An 18,607-nucleotide genomic window follows, 5' to 3' on the forward strand; every position below is an offset into this window, starting at 1 on the left:
GGTTAGAATACCGGCCTGTCACGCCGGGGGTCGCGGGTTCGAGTCCCGTCCACTCCGCCACTTATATTAAGCCTCAGTCGAAAGACTGGGGCTTTTTTCGTTTTGGTTTCCCGACTTACCTTAACCTCATTTCCATATTGAAATCTTGCATCGAGAGGCAGACTTCCCTCTTCGCGATGCTTTCTAAGCCCTGTCATGACGAGTTGATGCGCAATTCTATGCGGTTTCTGCTGAACCGGGTCCCAGTCTCGAGCGCTAGTTTTGAGCCCCTGTGCTTACTTACCAAAGCTTCCTTTATTATTACCTGGAAAGTTTATTCACTAGGTTATGTTATTTTCAGGGATGATTTCTTTGCTTTAGATGTTGTGATTTAGCCACCGGCGCTCATTAAAATAAGCTCAGCGTATTTAAAACTTTCCTAACATGGATTTTGTTTGTAGATCTATTTAAGCCAGTGTCTGCCTTAAAGGATATTTGCTACTTCTTCCCCTCTAACCGTCTCCAACCGATAAAGCCACCACTACGTACGTATAACGTGAGCGGTATAGGTGCTCTCATAGCTGTGTTTGCTGAGTAAGTCGTTCACCTGGCACATTGACTGAGGAAAGGTCTTCTTTCAGTGGACCTTCGTGTAAGTCACGATAGTTCTAATAATTATCTGGTACTTTTTATTCTAAAGGTGTACGCTTCACATCGAATGTTTTTTCGACAGTAAACCATGTTATATCTCTTGTTTAAAAGCTTTGTAAGAAGGCTGAACTCCGTGCAAAAAACGCGATGAAGTGTTGCTCGGAGTCTTAAATTAATCTTCATCAGGTGTTTTATGCGTATAACTTCGCTGAAGTTATACGCAGGCGTCTGTACACCTGATAAAAGAGAAGAGATGGCCGGTGATATTTCATCATCGGCCTTTTTGTATCTGTTAAGCAGCTACAAAGCATTATCCAGTATTGAAATAAGGGCCGGTATTGATCACCGGCCCTTTTTATTTGGTTAAAAACATGAGTATTTTACAAGTTAAAAATTTGTCTTATCAGATCGCTGATAAGAGTTTATATAAAAACGTGACATTTCGAATTAACGTGGGAGAGAAAATAGGTATCACTGGAGCGAATGGCGTTGGAAAAAGCACCTTATTAAAACTGCTTATCGGTGAATTATCTGCAGATAAGGGCTGCATTGACTGGTTACCAAACCTTGAGGTGGGGTATTTAGAGCAACATTTTAAGATGGATAATGCGCTGAAGGTTTATGAATGCTTAAAGAGTGCTTTTGAGAACTTATACGCTGCCGAGCAGAAGCTTTGGACTTTGTATCAGGCGATGACCGAGTCTCACTCTACATCTCTTTTAAGCCAAGTCGCCCAACTACAGGCATATTTAGAAGATGAAGACTTCTATGCAATTGATACCAAAATTGAACAAGTTGCTGTAGGTCTTGGCATTTATCAATTTGGCTTAGATACACCGCTTGTCTCGCTAAGTGGGGGTCAAAGACACAAGGTCCTTTTAGGGAGGTTGTTACTCCGCAACCCCGATGTGTTAATTCTCGACGAGCCGACAAACTATCTTGATGCTCTGCACATTGAATGGTTGGTCACGTTTCTCAACGAGTACACTGGCACTGTTTTACTGGTTTCTCATGATATTGACTTCCTTAATCAAGTAGCGACCAGTATTTGTGATATTGATTATCAAACGGTCCGAAAATACAGCGGCACTTATGTCAAAGCAATGCAGCAAAAGCATCACGATGGTACTTTGTTAGAAAAGCAATATAAGGCTCAGCAAAATGAAATTCGAAAGTTAGAGCAATTTATTGCCAAAAATGGCGCTGGAGTTAACGCGAGTCTTGCTAAGGGACGCAAGAAAAAACTGGATAAAATCGAACGTATTCAACTGAATTATATAGAGAAAGTATCGATGTTTGACTTTGCTCACCAGCCTATTGGGCAACAGTATGTGATTGACGCAAAAGCGTTGATGATAGGTTATCAGCAGCCTCTGCTTCCTGCGCTTGATATCACGTTAGCGCGCGGGGAGAAGTTGGTCGTTTCTGGTTTTAACGGCGTAGGTAAGTCGACTTTGCTTAAAACCCTTATGGGGGAGATCGAGCCGCTCTCTGGTGAGGTGGTATTGGCAAAAGGTGCAATGATTGGGTATTTTTCTCAAGATTTGTCTTGGCGTCACCCTCAGCACACGCCTGAGCAGGAGCTATGCTCTTGTGATCCAACGATATCAAGCAAAGAATCACGCAAGCTATTAGCTCGCTTTGGGGTCACCGGAGATAAGACGAAGCGCCACCTAGATACATTGAGTGGAGGTGAGCAAACTCGCGTGAAACTTTGTTGTTTATCAGTCCAGAAATGCAATGTTTTGCTGTTGGACGAGCCAACGACACATTTGGATAGCAGCAGTAAAAATGCGCTTAAAGAGGCTCTCCAGCGCTTTTCTGGTAGTGTGATTGTGGTATCTCATGAGAAGGCCTTTTTACAATCTTGGCCTGATAGAGTTTTAGATATTTCGTTGCTCACTTATGCTGAATCGGAAACAGAACAGGAGGTGGAGCTATGATGCAGTCCATGATCCTATTTCTTGTTGCTTTTCTTGTTGGTGCTGATGAGTTGATGCTTGGATCTATTCTTGAACCTATCGGAAATGATTTAAGTGTTCAACCGAGTCAGGTTACGTTATTTATTACGGCATATAGTTTAGCTATAGCAATTTGTGCTCCTTACCTGGGACGTTTATCAGACCGGGTTGGGCGTATTCGTATCATGTTGCCTGCTTGCTTCGTATTTGGGGTTGCGTCTATTACGACGGGCATCGTTCATGATTTTGAACTTGCGATTGCAAGTCGAGTGATCACAGGTATTGCAAGTGCAGGCATGTTGCCAATTGCATTCGCGTTGGCGGGAGACGCGAAGGGTAATAGAGCGATGCGTCAAATTGTGATGGTTCAGGCGGGATTAACGCTGGGTATGATAACCAGCCCAGCGATCGGAGCATTGCTGACCCAGCTTTTATCATGGCGTGCCGCTTTTATTATTTTGGGGGTTGCGGCTCTTCTTGTCGGTGCCATGAGCGTAGTGTTCATGAACAACAAGCATGATGAGTCCAAGGTATTAGATACTCTGCCGCCTATCACAGACGTCATTCATCTTCCAGGCGCGTTGAGGGCGACTTTAGCGATGTGTTTAGGCCTAGGGGGAGGTATTGGTGTATTTAACCTGATAGGCCTTCATATTCGAGATACCAGCGAGTTGGCGCTCGGTTGGGTGGGCGCTATTTATGCTGCTCTAGGGATCGTGAGTGTGGTTGGAAATATGTGCGTGGGGAGAGCTTGCCGTTGGCTTGGTAGCTCTCGAGCCGTTATGCGAGTGGCTTTAATGGTGTGCATACCTTGTAGTGCATGGGTGTTCTCAAATGAGATGAGTACGGTGACCGCTTATCTTCCAGCTCTAGTGCTCTGGTCTCTTGCTGGAGGGGTAGGCTCTCCGGCGTTACAAGCACATATAGCAAGCTTATCTGATGAACATCGAGGTGTGCTGATGTCTTCTGGAATGAGTATGATGCACTTTGGTGTCGCGATTTGGTCTGCCTTGGCGGGCTTTGCTTATTCTGTAGGTCATGAATGGGTCGCTGTCGTGGCTTTGTTATTGTTTGGCTCAGCAGTGGTTATCTTAAAGCCAGTTGGTAATGCTGAACAAAGTGAGCGTTATTCGTAGTGTTTTAGTAGATAAAGAAAAGCCGTTACCTAAAAAGGTAACGGCTTGTTCCAAATACTTTTTGAAAGCCGGTCTTAGTTCATGCCGTATTTCTTAAGTTTTTTGCGAAGAGTACCGCGGTTGATACCCATCATAGTTGCCGCGCGAGTTTGGTTACCGCGAGTGTACTGCATGATAGTATCTAATAGTGGCTGTTCAACTTCAGCTAGAACTAATTCGTATAGTTCTGTTACTTCCTGGCCGTTTAGTTGAGCAAGGTAGTTTTTAAGAGACGCTTTAACAGAGTCACGTAAAGGCTTCTGAGTAATCTGGTCTTGTGACGTTACTGTAGTTACTGTTAATGCTTCTGAAGTCAGATTTTGTTCGAACATATTCGGTCTAGCTCTTCTCTTAATTATGATGCAACGTTATCAAAATAACCTTCTAACGCCTCAATTTGCAGCGGAGCTGCGTCGATAGCGTTGAAGGTACGGCGAAACTCACTTGCCTGTTCATGCTCTTTCAGGTACCACCCAACGTGCTTGCGCGCGATACGTGGACCTAAGAACTCCCCATAAAATTCATGCAGAGCATTTACATGACCAAGCATAATGGTTTTCACTTCCTCAGTTGGAAGCTCCTCCATTGTGGTGCCGTTTTCCAAATAGTGATGGATTTCCTGGAAAATCCAAGGACGACCCTGGGCAGGGCGTCCAATCATTAAAGCGTCCGCACCGGTGTACTCCAGTACAAATTTGGCTTTCTCCGGGCTATCGATATCACCGTTCGCGATAACCGGAATTGAAATCGCCTCTTTTACCGCTTTAATGCTGTCATATTCGGCCTCACCTTTGTACATACATGCTTTCGTTCTGCCATGCAGAGCAAGAGCTTGTATGCCGCAGTTTTCGGCTAATTTAGCGATCTGGACACAGTTCTTGTTGTCTGTATCCCAGCCAGTTCGAGTCTTTAACGTTACAGGAACGTCCACTGCATTCACGACCGCTTTCAAAATCTCTTCGATAATGTTTGGGTATTGAAGCAGAGCAGAGCCCGCTAGCTTCTTATTCACTTTTTTTGCCGGGCAGCCCATGTTGATGTCGATGATTTGTGCACCGTTCTCAACACTGAATTGAGCTGCGTCCGCCATAAGCTGTGGATCGGAACCCGCAATCTGTACAGAGCGAATGCCCGATTCGCCCTCGTGTACCATGCGCTGTTTCGACTTTGACGTTCCCCATAGTTTTGGGTTAGCAGACATCATTTCACTGACGGCCATTCCCGCACCATAGCGAAGACACAACTCGCGAAACGGTCTATCCGTTACACCAGCCATAGGGGCTACGATTAGATTGTTCTTAAGTTGATAGTTTCCGATTTTCAAAACGTCATCACAGTTCTGTACCAGCAAGGGCGCGCATTTTACGCATTTTTTCACTGCGTGAAAAGACTAATATTTGAGCATTTACAAATTGTTTTTGTAAATTGTATGAATTTCAAACAATTAGCTCTGAAAACCTTGTCTAGCCTTGCTTACGACCAGAGATGCGACACCATTCACTTTGCTCAACAATCGGGTCAATGTGAAGCTCGTCACGGTAATAGTTCGCAACATCTTCGGCTTGCGTGTCTAATACGCCAGACATTGCAAGGTCGCCATTTGGTTTAACTAGGCCTTTAATGATTGGTGCAAGTTCACGCAGTGGGCCAGCAAGAATGTTAGCAACAACCACGTCTGCAATCAGACCTTCTGGTTGATTTTGCGGTAAGTAAACTTCTAGTTTGTCTGCAACGCCATTACGCTCAGCATTGTCTTTTGAAGCAAGCAGTGCTTGAGGATCAATGTCGATCCCTATCACTTTTTCAGCGCCCAGTTTGATCGCAGCGATCGCCAGAATGCCAGAGCCACAACCGAAGTCGATAACGGTCTTACCGCTTAAGTCCATGCTTTCTAGCCACTCAAGACAAAGTGCTGTTGTAGGGTGAGTACCCGTACCGAATGCAAGGCCAGGATCCAACATAACATTAACAGCGTCAGGATCTGGAATGTCGCGCCAGCTTGGACAAATCCATAGGCGTTCACCAAATTTCATTGGGTGGAAGTTTTCCATCCATTCGCGTTCCCAGTCTTTATCTTCAAGCTGTTCTACTTTGTAAGCAAAATTGTCAGCCAGCATATTGCTCGCTTTAATTTGGTCGATGATGAAGTTGGTGTCTGCTTCTGCATCATACAGTGCCAGAATGTCAGTATCGCCCCATAAGCGAGTTTCGCCAGGTAGAGGTTCGAATACAGGTGTATCCTGCGCGTCTAAGAATGTAACAGACAGCGCGCCAGTCTCTTCCATTAGCATATCGCCGATTTGCTCAGCGTTTTCATTGGTCGCGTTGAGTTTGATTTGAATCCAAGGCATTGGTTTTTGCTCTTAAAGTGAATGAAGTGGCGCAGAGTTTACCAGAACTCTACGATTTGTTTGAGTATATAACCAAATAAGCCTACTTATCTGTTGAATGCTTAGAGTACATACAAAACAAAAATGCCCACGGGTGTGGGCATTTTTTAAGACGTTAGCTAAGGCTTATTGTAAGCCGAGCTTCTTCTCTAGGTAGTGGATGTTTGCACCACCATGCTGGAAGTTTTCGTCATTCATAATGGAGAATTGCAGTGGCACGTTGGTTTTGATGCCTTCGATGATCATCTCACCCAGAGCATTCTTCATGCGCGCAATCGCCACATCACGGTTTTCACCGTACGTGATTAGCTTACCAATCATTGAATCGTAATGAGGTGGTACTGTGTAACCAGAATAGATGTGTGATTCCCAACGCACACCCATACCGCCAGGCGCGTGGAAACGCTCGATCTTACCTGGAGATGGTAGGAAGCGTTCTGGGTCTTCTGCGTTGATACGGCACTCAATCGCATGGCCACGGATCTTAATGTCATCTTGAGTGAATGACAGAGGTTGACCCGCAGCAACGCGAAGCTGTTCTTTGATTAGGTCGATGCCGGTAACCATTTCTGTTACTGGGTGTTCTACCTGAATACGAGTGTTCATTTCGATGAAGTAGAATTCACCGTTCTCGTACAGGAATTCGAACGTACCTGCGCCGCGGTAACCAATTTCGATACATGCACGAGTACAACGTTCACCGATGTACTTACGCATCTCTTCAGTGATACCTGGTGCTGGCGCTTCTTCCACTACTTTTTGGTGACGACGTTGCATTGAACAATCACGCTCCCCAAGGTGGATTGCGCCGCCTTGACCGTCAGCGATAACTTGCACTTCAACGTGACGAGGGTTTTCTAGGAATTTCTCCATGTAAACCATGTCGTTGTTGAACGCTGCTTTTGCTTCAGCACGCGTCATTGCAATCGCTTGAATTAGGTCTTTTTCTGCGCGAACGACACGCATACCACGGCCACCGCCGCCACCAGACGCTTTGATGATGACTGGATAACCAATGCGTTTAGCAAACGCCTTGTTTTTCTCTTCGTCGTTGTCCAGAGGACCGTCAGAGCCAGGTACACAAGGAACGCCAGCTTTCTTCATTGCGTTGATAGCCGACACTTTGTCACCCATCAGGCGGATAGTGTCTGCTTTTGGACCAACGAAGATGAAACCACTGCGCTCAACTTGCTCAGCGAAGTCTGCGTTTTCTGACAAGAAGCCGTAACCAGGGTGAATGGCAACGGCCCCTGTTACTTCTGCTGCAGAAATAATTCGTGGGATATTTAGGTAGCTGTCGATACCACGAGCAGGGCCGATACATACGGTTTCGTCTGCGAGTAGTACGTGCTTAAGATCGCGGTCAGCTGTCGAGTGAACAGCGACGGTCTTAATACCTAATTCTTTACAAGCGCGAAGAATACGAAGTGCAATTTCACCTCGGTTCGCGATGACTACTTTGTCTAGCATAAGGCAAGCCCCGCTTATTCGATTACAACAAGAGGTTGGTCGAATTCAACTGGTTGGCCGTCTTCAGCTAGGATCGCTGTAACAACGCCAGATTTGTCCGCTTCGATTTGGTTCATCATTTTCATTGCTTCAACAATACATAGCGTATCGCCAGCATTTACTTTCTGACCCACTTCTACGAATGCTTTAGAGTCTGGGCTTGGAGAACGGTAGAAAGTACCAACCATTGGAGAAAGAACTTGGTGACCTGCAGGCGTTGCAGCTGCTGGAGCTTCTGCTGCTGGCGCTTCTGCTACTGGTGCCGCTGCTGTTGGAGCTGGTGCCGCTACTGGAGCTGCTGCGTAGTGAACTGGTGCTTGAGGGGCTGCAGTGCCGTGACGACTGATGCGTACTGACTCTTCACCTTCAGAAATCTCTAGCTCAGCAATGCCAGACTCTTCAACTAACTCAATTAGCTTCTTGATTTTACGAATATCCATCTTTTCTTTCTCTTTTATCTTGTGATTAAGACAACCCTCGTGGGGTTGCAGAGTGTTAGGGTTACTTTGCCTGTAGCTTATTAATCGCGGCAGACAGAGCGAATTCATAACCTTGTGCGCCTAAACCGCAAATCACGCCTTCTGCTTTATCTGACAGATAAGAGTGATGACGAAATGGTTCACGTGCGTGCACATTTGATAAGTGCACCTCAATAAATGGGATGGCGACGCCAAGTAATGCATCTCGCAGTGCCACACTGGTATGAGTGAAAGCCGCTGGATTGATGATGATGAAGTCAATCTTGCCATAAGCAGCATGAATGGCTTCAATCAGTTCGTACTCACGATTTGATTGTAGGTGTTCCAGTTCCACCCCAGCGTTATGAGCTTGCTTCGTAAGAGCATCCACAACTTGTGCTAAGGTGCTGTGACCATAGTGTGTCGGTTCGCGCAGACCCAATAGGTTAAGATTTGGTCCGTTTAGAACAAGAATCCGTGACTTTGCAGACATTATGTTGCTATCTTCCCTTATCGTGAGTGGAACGTTTATATTCCCAAATATACGATAGTTCAGCACGATTTTTTTGTTAAAACCGAGCAAATTTTAAAAAATCGACCAAGATTATAGCTAATTCATAGCAATTAGCAGCAATTTACTGGTCTAATCTCCTAATAGCCACCTTCGTTTCTGTAACCAAGTTAACAAAAACAACATAATTGCCATGTTCTTTGTGTGGCTAATTTGTGCGCAAAAGCAAAAAACCGCCATGAGTGATGGCGGTTTTTAAAGTGCTTTTAAAACAGTTGGTTGAATTTATGCCAATTCTGCTTTCTCTGCGATAAGTTTGTCTACCACGCTCGGATCGGCAAGCGTTGACGTGTCTCCGAGGTTGCTTGTATCGCCCGTTGCAATCTTACGCAGGATTCGACGCATGATCTTACCAGAGCGAGTCTTCGGTAAGGAATCTGTCCAGTGCAGTACATCTGGTGTCGCGATTGGACCAATCTCTTTACGCACCCAATCTTTAACTTCTTTGTGCAGCTCAGCTGACGGGAATTCACCATCGTTCAATGTAATGTAAGCGTAGATAGCTTGGCCTTTGATGTCATGTGGAATACCAACAATCGCCGCTTCTGCAATCTTGTGGTGCGCCACTAGCGCTGATTCAATTTCAGCGGTACCCATACGGTGACCCGACACGTTTAGTACGTCATCAACACGGCCAGTGATCCAGTAGTAGCCGTCTTCGTCACGACGCGCACCATCACTGGTGAAGTACATACCCTTAAAGGTTGAGAAGTAGGTCTGTTCAAAGCGCTCATGGTCGCCGTAAACCGTGCGCATCTGGCCTGGCCAAGAATCAAGGATAACCAAGTTACCTTCAGCAACAGTATCTTCAAGAATATTGCCCATGTTATCGACAAGAGCAGGCTGGACGCCGAAGAATGGGCGAGTCGCAGAGCCTGGTTTTAGATCGGTTGCCCCCGGTAGTGGCGCAATCAAGATGCCGCCAGTTTCCGTTTGCCACCAAGTATCGACGATAGGTGAGTTCTCGTTACCAATCGTTTTGTAGTACCACTCCCACGCTTCTGGGTTGATTGGTTCGCCCACTGAGCCCATGATGCGCAGGCTTGAACGAGATGTGCCTGCAACCGCTTCATCACCTTTTGCCATTAGCGCACGAATCGCGGTTGGGGCGGTGTATAGAATGTTGACTTGGTGTTTATCAACCACTTCACTCATTCGGCTTGTGCTTGGGTAGTTTGGTACACCTTCGAATAAGATGGTCTTCGCCCCATTTGCAAGTGGACCGTAGATTAGGTAAGTGTGACCGGTAATCCAACCCACGTCCGCGGTACACCAGAAGGTTTCGCCTGGTTGGTAATCGAACACATATTTGAAGGTCATCGCCGCGTAGACGAGGTAACCGCCTGTTGTGTGTAGTACACCTTTAGGTTTGCCTGTTGAACCTGAAGTGTAAAGGATGAAGAGCGGATCTTCGGCTTTCATCTCTTCTGGTGGGCAAACGTCAGAAACGTTAGCTGTTGCTTCGTGCCACCAAACATCACGGTGTTCATGCCATTCGACATCACCACCTGTACGTTTAAGCACCAACACTTTATTGATGGTTTTTACGTCTGGGTTAGTTAGTGCTTCGTCCACGTTCTTTTTCAGTGGAACGGCACGCCCGCCGCGCACGCCTTCATCAGCGGTGATCACGACTTTAGCGTCAGAGTCGATGATACGGCCAGAGAGTGCTTCTGGTGAGAAACCGCCAAATACAACGGTATGAACCGCACCGATGCGGGTACAAGCGAGCATAGCCACTGCGGCTTCTGGCACCATTGGCATGTAGAGACAAACCACGTCGCCTTTACGTACGCCTTGCTCTTTCAATGCGTTGGAGAACTTACATACTTCTTTGTGCAGTTCGTTGAAAGTGAGTGTTTTGTCGTCGGCTGGATCATCGCCTTCCCAGATGATTGCGACGTCATCCCCGTGTTCTGCGAGATGACGGTCAATACAGTTCGCCGAGACGTTCAGCGTGCCGTCTTCAAACCAACGAATGTCGACATGACCAGTATCGAAAGAGGTGCTTTTTACTTTGGTGAAAGGTTTGATCCAATCAACGATTTTGCCGTGTTCGTTCCAGAAGCCCTCTGGATCGGTTACCGACTGCTGATACATGGCTAAGTAAGTATCATTATCCGCGTGTGTATGAGTTTTAATATTTTCTTTTACCGGATAAACGTGGGCTTCGCTCATGGCTTCTCTCCTTGTGCCTTATTTCTCGGCCTTACACCAATCTAGATAAGATTTTGAATATGTTTTTGTAGGGCTGTTTTTTGGTTCTAAATAACTTGGTCGTGGTAATGACGACGTTGTGCTTATAACTGTCAGTCACTGCGCGTATTTCCACAATTAGACTTTAGGATGAGAGTGAAGGAAGCGCCGTGAAATCGCTGAAACAAAAGTATTTCTGGGAGCTAGGTCAACTGATTTTTATGTATACGGCGCGGTTAGGTTGGGCAAATCGCCTTTCGTTAAGCGAACAAAGACCAAAGCGGCAGAAATCGCATCTTGTAAAGCGTCGTGTTTATCTTGGATAGGAAGTTCGAGGTGTTTACAAATCGCATCCAGACTTAAGTCGAAATAGGCATTCGGCAAATGTCTTTCCAGCTTGTCGTGATAAATCTGACTGACCTCGATGAGCGGGTTAGGAAGTGGAAAGCCAAGTTGCCTCAGACAAGCAAGATCTAAGATCTTTTTATCGTAACGAATGTGATAACCGACAAGTGGTCGGTTGCCGATGAAGTCGAGCAGCTCGAGCAGCGCCTCTTTTTCGCTAATCCCGTCGACTAAGTCTTGGTGGCGAATTCGATGAATTTTGACTGAGCCAGAATCGAGCGATTGCGGCGCGCGTAAGCGGACTTCAAATGGCTGGCTAGTGATGATGCGGTTGTCGATGATCTTCGTGGCCGCAATGGTCACCAACTCGGCGCGATTTGGATCAAGGCTGGTGGTTTCGCAGTCGAGAGAAACGTATTCTGTTTTATCGGGCGTGCAAAAAAGCGACTGATAAGGAGAGCCTTTCAGTTTGTAGTGCCAGTATTTGCGTTGTAACCAGTTCATTGCCTACGCCTCTGTATGATTTATGAAAATCATGGTTAATCACGAATTTGATAGTGGAAGCCTAAAAATTGCTTAAATTTTTTCACTACATGTAAGCTGTGGCGAAGTAAATCACGCTCGGTTCTATCCAGTTGTTTAATATCAATGTTATTCAATGCTTCTTGCTTTTTGAGTTGTTGATTAAGGCGAACCTTAAAGAACAATTTCAGTGCTTCGTTGAGGTTATCTGCCGTTTCAGGCTCTAAGATGCGCTTATTTCTCAGTGCTTCAATGCGCTCAAACGTGTTCTTCTCCTCAATGGCATATTCCAAAGACAAGGTGCGAATGCCGTGCACAATTGGGAAAATGCCGCCGCGTTTAATATCTAATCCGTTCTTAGCACTTTTTACGTTGCCAAACAGAGTTAGGGGCACAGAAAACTGCAAGGCAGGGCGAGTAAAATCAGACAGTATCAACATGCGATCTTTCATTGTGTCGCGAAGGTGGGCCGCGATTGGAGCCAGCAGCTCGCGATTTCCCGCAACAGCATGGGCGTCACTGAAAATGGCTAAGTCCATGATTTGTTGTGGTTCGGCTTTGGCTATCCAGCGGTCTAAGGTGTTTATCCACTCTTGCTGCGTTTTGACCCATTTCGGGTTGTTGACCATGACTTTACCCGGGCAGAGTGGGTAGCCGAGCTGTTGTAGAGTGTGCGTGAAGGATTGCATCACTTGTTCGCAATGAGGCCATTCCAAACCATCTTGAATAATTAGAGCATTGTCTTGGTCTGTCTTGAGAATTTGTTCTCCTCGACCTTCTGAGCCGAGCACGATTAAGCAGCAATGATCGTGCAAGGCCGGTGGTACCACTAACTCGAACGCTTTTTCGATAATTTGCTCGTTCACGGCGGAAATCAGCTCCATGATAAAGCGAGTGCGGATGCCGTTTCTCAATAAACTCTCGACCAATTGACGCTGGCGGTTTGAGGCCAATGCGAGCTCTTCCACACTGCTTGCTCTGGCAATACTGAGCGTTAACACGTGAGAGTGGGTGGAGAACGCGCTGAGAATTTGGGTCATATCCAGCATGCCGACGGCTTGGTTGCCATCACATACCATGAGACGTTTCATTCGATTTCGGGTCATGGTGATCATGGCATTGAATAAAAAATCACCATCATCAACGTGATAGACAGGAAAGGTGGCGATATCACCAACAGGGGTATTGAGTGCGCAGCCATCTAACATCACGGAGTGCAGCATGTTGGTGCGCGTCACGATGGCGTATGGATGAGCCGAAGGCCATTTTTCTAATCGCGGATCGTCATCATTGAGTTTGACAAGTGCAGCATCAATCCCATTTGCTTTTAGGGTATGCGTCACCTCGTTAATCGGCGTGTCTGGCTCAAGGATCATCGGTGGGTGATAAATGCTGCGGTCCACTTTGGTGAGGATAAACTCTGCCAAGTTTTGTTGTTGGTGAGCGGCTTCGATGAGTTCTTGTCGCTTTGATAAATTGTTATCGAAATAGGCCGCAAACTGACCATTCTCGTTGTAAAGCGCCAGAAAGACGTCTTTCGGTAGCAGATAGGAGAGCGTGTCCTCAAGTGCGATGTATTGATGACGTACGTTGTCTTCAAGTAATGAGCGCACATCAAACATATCGTCGTTGGCATAATGCGCGAACACTTCCTGCTGATCTTGGGAGCGCTCTTCTACCGCGCCTTTGATCAGAATATGCAAGTGAGGGTTCTTCTGTCCGCAAGATAAAATTACATCTCGAGCTCGATAGTAGGCAACGTCCAGAGACGAGCGCAGTCGTGTCTGTTGTGCTTCGGTTAAGCGGTCGAACGGTGGAGATTGCATGTTAAATTTGTCAGGCATGAGAACACCCAATGATGGAAGGAACACTCTCTAAGTCTGACAAATTTCCTACCGGAAGCCAGACGACTTTGGTCTAAATCACGATGATTTCGCTTTAAGATGGCCAATGTCGCAAAGTTAGTATTCCATCGAGGAAACGATAAGTTGCCTATTCTTCCCTTTTTATAATACGCATAGCGATCCATAATTCCCGGTTCGAACGTTGATGTTCCCGTTTTAGGATATTAGTAATGTTGAAACCTTCTCCGTATGGCTGGATTTCCCAGTACTTTCTCGGATTCTTCTTTGCGTATGGCGTATATCTGCCATTTTGGTCACTCTGGTTTAAGGAGCAAGGTGTCTCTTCGACCGACATCGGTTTGCTAGTTGGGTTAGGTCTTGCGACACGTTGTGTCGCCAATATCGTGATCACCCCACGAGTGCACAAAGTTGAACACCTTATGCCTGCTTTACGTTGGTTGAGTTTCGCTGCCCTCCTTTTTGTTGGATTTCACTTTTTTACAGGTGGCAGTTTTTGGTTAATGGCGTTAGCGACGGTGCTATTTAACCTCTGTTGTGGACCGATTGTTCCATTATCGGATGCGATGGCAAACTACTACGCTCGTCTGAAAATGCTCGATTATGGCCGTACGCGCTTATGGGGCTCGATCGCCTTTATCGCGGGTTCGACGGCCGTGGGTTATCTGGTGGCTGAATTTGGCTCTGATATGATCTTGTACACGGCGATGGCCGGGGTGTTAGTTTCGTTGCTATTTTCAATGCGTATGACTAACCCGATGCCCGTTACGCTTGGTGGGCAAAGCGCGGAGCGTCCAAAACTGAGTGCTCTTTTGACTGACAAGCCGATACTTAAATTCTTAGTGTTGGTGTCATTAATTCAGGGCAGTCATGCGGCTTACTACGGTTTTAGCGCTATTCACTGGAAAGCCGCAGGTCATTCGGAAGATGTGATTGGCTATCTGTGGAGCTTGGGTGTTGCAGCCGAAGTGGCAGTGTTTGCGCTGAGCAAGCGTTTATTTGTCGGTTGGTCAATGCGCGCGTTATTTGTTGTTGCTGCCGTTGGTGTGATGATGCGTTGGGGCATTACGGCATCGACAACGTCGATTGTTGCTTTGGTGATTGTTCAATTATTGCATGGCGTGACCTTCGCAACGGCACACATTGCTGCAATTCAATATATCCAAAACTCGGAAGAAAATAAGATAGTGGCGCTGCAAGCATTGTATAACGCGATTCCGCTAGGCGCATTCATCGCACTGATGACCGTGTTGAGCGGTTGGGGTTATGAGCACTGGGGACCACTTGTGTTCTGGGGCATGGCCGCGATGGGTTTATTGGCATTGTTCATCAAGCTCGAACCACAAGAGCCACATCATGTGGTCGATGTATCAGACAAGTCACTGGAAACACAGAATTAGACTTCTGTGACAAAGGTTAAAAACTAAGCTTTGTCTCCGTTGTGAAAGCAGTGTTAAATGAAACCTCTCCCTAATGGAGAGGTTTTTTTATTCTCTTGCTTTAAAACGGCAAGAAAGGCAAGAAAGGATATCGGATGCAAGGATGGCTGGTGGTTCCCGTTTCTTTGGCGTATTTGGGAGCCTTATTTATCATCGCGTGGTACGGCGACATTCAGAAAAGGTGGTTAGCACGCTGGCGGCCGTGGATTTATAGCCTTTCCATTGCGGTGTACTGTACATCGTGGACCTTCTACGGCACGGTCGGGCAGGCCAGCAGTAACCCTTGGTCTTTCTTGCCCATCTATATTGCCCCCATTTTAGTGTTTACCATCGGATGGCGCGTTTTAGCTCGGCTTATTTTGATTGCTAAACGGGAACACATCACGTCGATTGCTGATTTTATCGGAGCTCGTTACGGCAAATCTCAAGGTTTGGCCGTAGTTGTTACACTCATTGCAGTTGCGGGAATTTTGCCGTACATCGCTTTGCAGTTGCGTGGTATCACCATGGGGCTAGAAATCATTGCCCCTGAACTGGCTACCGATTTTGGTTATCAAAACGATAGCGTGTCGTGGTTTGTCGTGGTCGCACTGGCAATTTTTACCATGCTATTTGGTACCCGGCACATTGATAACACGGAACACCATCGTGGGATGATGATGGCGATTGCCTTCGAATCGATTATCAAACTGTTGGCGTTTTTAGTGGTCGGTGTATTCATTGTTTGGTTGGCGATGAACACCGAGAATTTGAGCTTAGTTGATGTTGCCGCACAGACGTATCAGTCACCGAATATCCCGACCATATTGATTCATACCGTACTCACGATGCTGGCGATTGTTTGTCTTCCACGACAATTCCATACGATGGTGGTGGAAAACGAACGCGCGCAAGATTTGCATGTTGCTCGTTGGTTGTTTCCCATTTATCTGATCTTGATGGGGATTTTTGTTTTACCTATTGCGTGGGTAGGGCAAGGTTTGTTGAGTGGTGCTTCGCCTGATACTTATGTGATCAGTGTGCCGATGTCGGTAGGGGCGAGTGAAATCGCTTTGCTTGCATTTTTAGGTGGCACTTCGGCGGCCAGTGGCATGGTTATCGTGTCGACGATTGCCTTAGCGATCATGGTATCGAACGACTTGGTTATGCCACTACTATTGCGTCGCATGCGATTGACGCAGCGTAACCATCATCACTTCTCTGAATTATTACTGCGGATCCGCCGTGGTCTGATTTTAGTCCTACTAATTGGCGCTTGGGGTTTTTATCAAGCGTTAGATACCATTCACTCACTCTCAGCGATCGGCTTTCTCTCATTTGCGGCGATCACGCAATTCGCGCCTGCGCTGGTGGGCGGTATGTACTGGCGTCAAGGGAATAAGAAAGGTGTGTATGTTGGCTTGGCGGTAGGCTTTACCATTTGGCTGATTACGTTAATGAGCCAAACGGACATGCTTGCCGGGAATGCCAGTAACAACTTTTTGATTTGGTTGATCACCCCACCAGAGGTATTGGCTGGCTTTGACATTGCGATTTCAGATTGGGGGATGATCCTCAGCGTGGTCGCCAATGCAGTGTGTTTTGTCGTGGTTTCTATGACTACACGACCAAGCCTAAGTGAGCGCTTACAATCGGCGTCATTCGTTGGTACGCCACTGCCTGAAAGCGAAAACATGAGCCTATACCAGAGTCGTGTTACGGTTGCTGAACTAGAAATGCTAGCGTCTAGGTTTGTTGGGCGAACGCGAGTAAAAGCGGCTTTTCAAGCGTATTGGAGCCAGCAACGAGAAGAGCTAATGCCGAATCAGCAAGCGCCATCTTCTCTGATTCGACATACCGAACGTGTATTAGCCGGGGTATTCGGTGCTTCTTCTGCTAAGTTAGTACTTACTTCTGCTCTGCAAGGAAGAAACATGCAGCTTGAAGAGGTGGCGACTATCGTCGATGAAGCCTCTGAACTGTACGATTTTAGCCGAGGCCTACTTCAAGGGGCGATTGAACATATCGGCCAAGGTATTGCGGTGGTCGATAAGCAATTACGCTTGGTGGCTTGGAACCAACGCTACTTAGAACTCTTTGAGTTTCCGCCAGGCTTGATCCAAGTTGGGCGACCGATTGCGGATGTGATTCGGCACAATGCAGAGCAAGGTTTATGTGGCCCAGGCGATCCTGATGACCACGTCCGTCGCCGTGTGTATCACCTTGAGCAAGGGACTCGGCACACCTCTTCTCGGGTCCGCCCCGATGGTCGCGTGATAGAGGTACAAGGTAACCCAATGCCAGGTGGTGGCTTTGTGATGAGCTTTACCGACATCACCGTATTCCGAGATGCAGAGCAAGCGCTGAAAGACGCCAACGAGACATTGGAAGAAAGGGTACGTCTGCGGACTCGGGAATTAGAACAACTTAACAAGCAGCTGGTGGCAGCGACGCAACGCTCCGATTTGGAATCGAAGTCCAAATCACGGTTCTTGGCGGCAGTAAGCCATGACTTGATGCAGCCACTCAACGCTGCGCGCCTGTTCGCTTCTTCATTGTCGGAAGTAGCCAAAGACAGCGAAGCCAAAAAGCTGTCGGCACACATTGAGAGTGCTTTGGAGGCGGCCGAAGACCTGATAGGAGATTTGCTGGATATTTCGCGCTTGGAGTCGGGCAAGCTGGAAGTCAATGTGCACGGTTTTGCGTTAAACGATGTGTTGTCGAATTTGAATGCGGAGTTCAGCGCATTAGCCAAGCAACAAGGCATAGCATTCACCATGATTCCATCCTCACTCATGGTGAAATCGGATCCCAAACTGCTGCGCCGTGTGGTGCAAAACTTCCTGACCAATGCGTTTCGTTATAACCCGAATGGCAAAGTGGCGCTCGGTGTTCGCCGGGTAAAAGGGCGAGTGCGTATTGATGTGTGGGACAACGGTGTAGGTATTGAAGAAGAGAAGCAGCAAGAGATCTTTGAAGAGTTTAATCGCGGAACTCAAGTTCGTTCCGACCAAGGTCTCGGGCTTGGTTTGGCGATTTCCAAGGGAATTGCTCAAGTGCTCGGGCATGAAATTTCGATGCGTTCTTGGGTCGGGAAAGGCAGTGTCTTTTCTATCACGCTTGATAAAGCCGATCATGTGCAGCCGCACCCAGTTCAAGTCACGACAAGTAACCAGTCTGAACTTGGTCATCTAAGAATTCTATGTGTGGATAATGAGCCCGATATTTTAGTCGGTATGGAAAACTTACTGTCTCGATGGGGCTGCGATACGCGAGTGGCGACCGATTTGGTAGAAAGTCTACAAGCTCTCGAGGATGGTTGGATTCCGGACGTGATTTTTTCCGATTACCGACTTGATGATGGTCGTACTGGCTTGGAAGTGCTACAGCAATGTCGCTTGAGACTAGGCAGCTGCTTTGAAGGTGTCATCATCAGCGCGGATCGCACCGATGATATGCTTGATGGCATCAAGGCAAATGGGTTCAGCTTTATTGCGAAGCCAGTTAAGCCGCTTAAATTGCGTTCGGTGCTCAACCGCGTCGCATAAATTTAGAGTGCTTTAGCGTTGC

The 18,607-nt window shown here is 46.9% G+C and carries 14 protein-coding genes; 5 read left to right on the plus strand and 9 right to left on the minus strand.

Going from position 1 to position 18,607, the window contains the following annotated elements; genetic code table 11:
* From MSG33_RS21795 to MSG33_RS21805, 3 genes are all read left to right on the plus strand, one after another.
* On the plus strand, window positions 1-374 hold a 374-nt coding region (locus tag MSG33_RS21795), incomplete at its 5' end, for a hypothetical protein (RefSeq protein ID WP_248382102.1).
* A 627-nt stretch (window positions 375-1,001) separates the two neighbouring features.
* Complete coding sequence (locus MSG33_RS21800) at window positions 1,002-2,573, plus strand: ABC-F family ATP-binding cassette domain-containing protein (RefSeq protein ID WP_248382104.1); 1,572 nt, start codon at window positions 1,002-1,004, stop codon at window positions 2,571-2,573.
* Window positions 2,570-3,727, plus strand: coding sequence for an MFS transporter (locus MSG33_RS21805; protein ID WP_248382106.1), 1,158 nt, complete (start codon window positions 2,570-2,572; stop codon window positions 3,725-3,727). The genes MSG33_RS21800 and MSG33_RS21805 overlap by 4 nt, the downstream gene beginning before the upstream one ends.
* A gap of 74 nt (window positions 3,728-3,801) precedes the next feature.
* On the opposite strand, the gene fis is transcribed toward MSG33_RS21805, so the two are convergent.
* From fis to MSG33_RS21850, 9 genes are all read right to left on the minus strand, one after another.
* Entirely contained in the window at window positions 3,802-4,098 is a 297-nt protein-coding gene (gene fis / locus MSG33_RS21810) for a DNA-binding transcriptional regulator Fis (RefSeq protein ID WP_000462885.1), read from the minus strand.
* 23 nt (window positions 4,099-4,121) lie between these two features.
* Window positions 4,122-5,090 carry a tRNA dihydrouridine synthase DusB gene (dusB, locus tag MSG33_RS21815; RefSeq protein ID WP_005382505.1) on the minus strand — a complete coding sequence of 323 codons (969 nt, stop codon included), beginning with the start codon at window positions 5,088-5,090 and terminating at the stop codon, window positions 4,122-4,124.
* A 139-nt stretch (window positions 5,091-5,229) separates the two neighbouring features.
* Complete coding sequence (prmA, locus tag MSG33_RS21820) at window positions 5,230-6,117, minus strand: 50S ribosomal protein L11 methyltransferase (protein WP_005397838.1); 888 nt, start codon at window positions 6,115-6,117, stop codon at window positions 5,230-5,232.
* 165 nt (window positions 6,118-6,282) lie between these two features.
* The gene (gene accC / locus MSG33_RS21825) at window positions 6,283-7,626 is read right to left on the minus strand and encodes an acetyl-CoA carboxylase biotin carboxylase subunit (protein ID WP_005397839.1); all 1,344 of its coding nucleotides are present in this window, start codon (window positions 7,624-7,626) and stop codon (window positions 6,283-6,285) included.
* A gap of 14 nt (window positions 7,627-7,640) precedes the next feature.
* Complete coding sequence (accB, locus tag MSG33_RS21830) at window positions 7,641-8,105, minus strand: acetyl-CoA carboxylase biotin carboxyl carrier protein (RefSeq protein ID WP_193448282.1); 465 nt, start codon at window positions 8,103-8,105, stop codon at window positions 7,641-7,643.
* Window positions 8,106-8,166: 61 nt separating this feature from the next.
* The gene (gene aroQ / locus MSG33_RS21835; RefSeq protein WP_005397842.1) at window positions 8,167-8,616 is read right to left on the minus strand and encodes a type II 3-dehydroquinate dehydratase; all 450 of its coding nucleotides are present in this window, start codon (window positions 8,614-8,616) and stop codon (window positions 8,167-8,169) included.
* A gap of 303 nt (window positions 8,617-8,919) precedes the next feature.
* Complete coding sequence (acs, locus tag MSG33_RS21840; protein ID WP_006742998.1) at window positions 8,920-10,872, minus strand: acetate--CoA ligase; 1,953 nt, start codon at window positions 10,870-10,872, stop codon at window positions 8,920-8,922.
* 237 nt (window positions 10,873-11,109) lie between these two features.
* Window positions 11,110-11,739 (minus strand): 3'-5' exonuclease, encoded by a 630-nt coding sequence (locus MSG33_RS21845; RefSeq protein WP_005382363.1) that lies wholly within the window; start codon window positions 11,737-11,739, stop codon window positions 11,110-11,112.
* 35 nt (window positions 11,740-11,774) lie between these two features.
* Window positions 11,775-13,601: a DUF294 nucleotidyltransferase-like domain-containing protein gene (locus tag MSG33_RS21850; protein ID WP_248382108.1), complete on the minus strand. Its 1,827-nt coding sequence runs from the start codon at window positions 13,599-13,601 to the stop codon at window positions 11,775-11,777.
* A gap of 230 nt (window positions 13,602-13,831) precedes the next feature.
* Between MSG33_RS21850 and MSG33_RS21855 the strand changes: the two genes are divergently transcribed.
* Window positions 13,832-15,019, plus strand: a complete 1,188-nt coding sequence (locus MSG33_RS21855) for a 3-phenylpropionate MFS transporter (protein ID WP_005397849.1) — start codon at window positions 13,832-13,834, stop codon at window positions 15,017-15,019.
* Between the two features lie 134 nt (window positions 15,020-15,153).
* Window positions 15,154-18,585 (plus strand): PAS-domain containing protein, encoded by a 3,432-nt coding sequence (locus MSG33_RS21860; protein WP_048626672.1) that lies wholly within the window; start codon window positions 15,154-15,156, stop codon window positions 18,583-18,585.
* The last annotated feature ends 22 nt before the right edge of the window (window positions 18,586-18,607 follow it).

Source organism: Vibrio sp. 1CM7H, from assembly GCF_023161645.1.
GTDB lineage: Bacteria > Pseudomonadota > Gammaproteobacteria > Enterobacterales > Vibrionaceae > Vibrio > Vibrio diabolicus.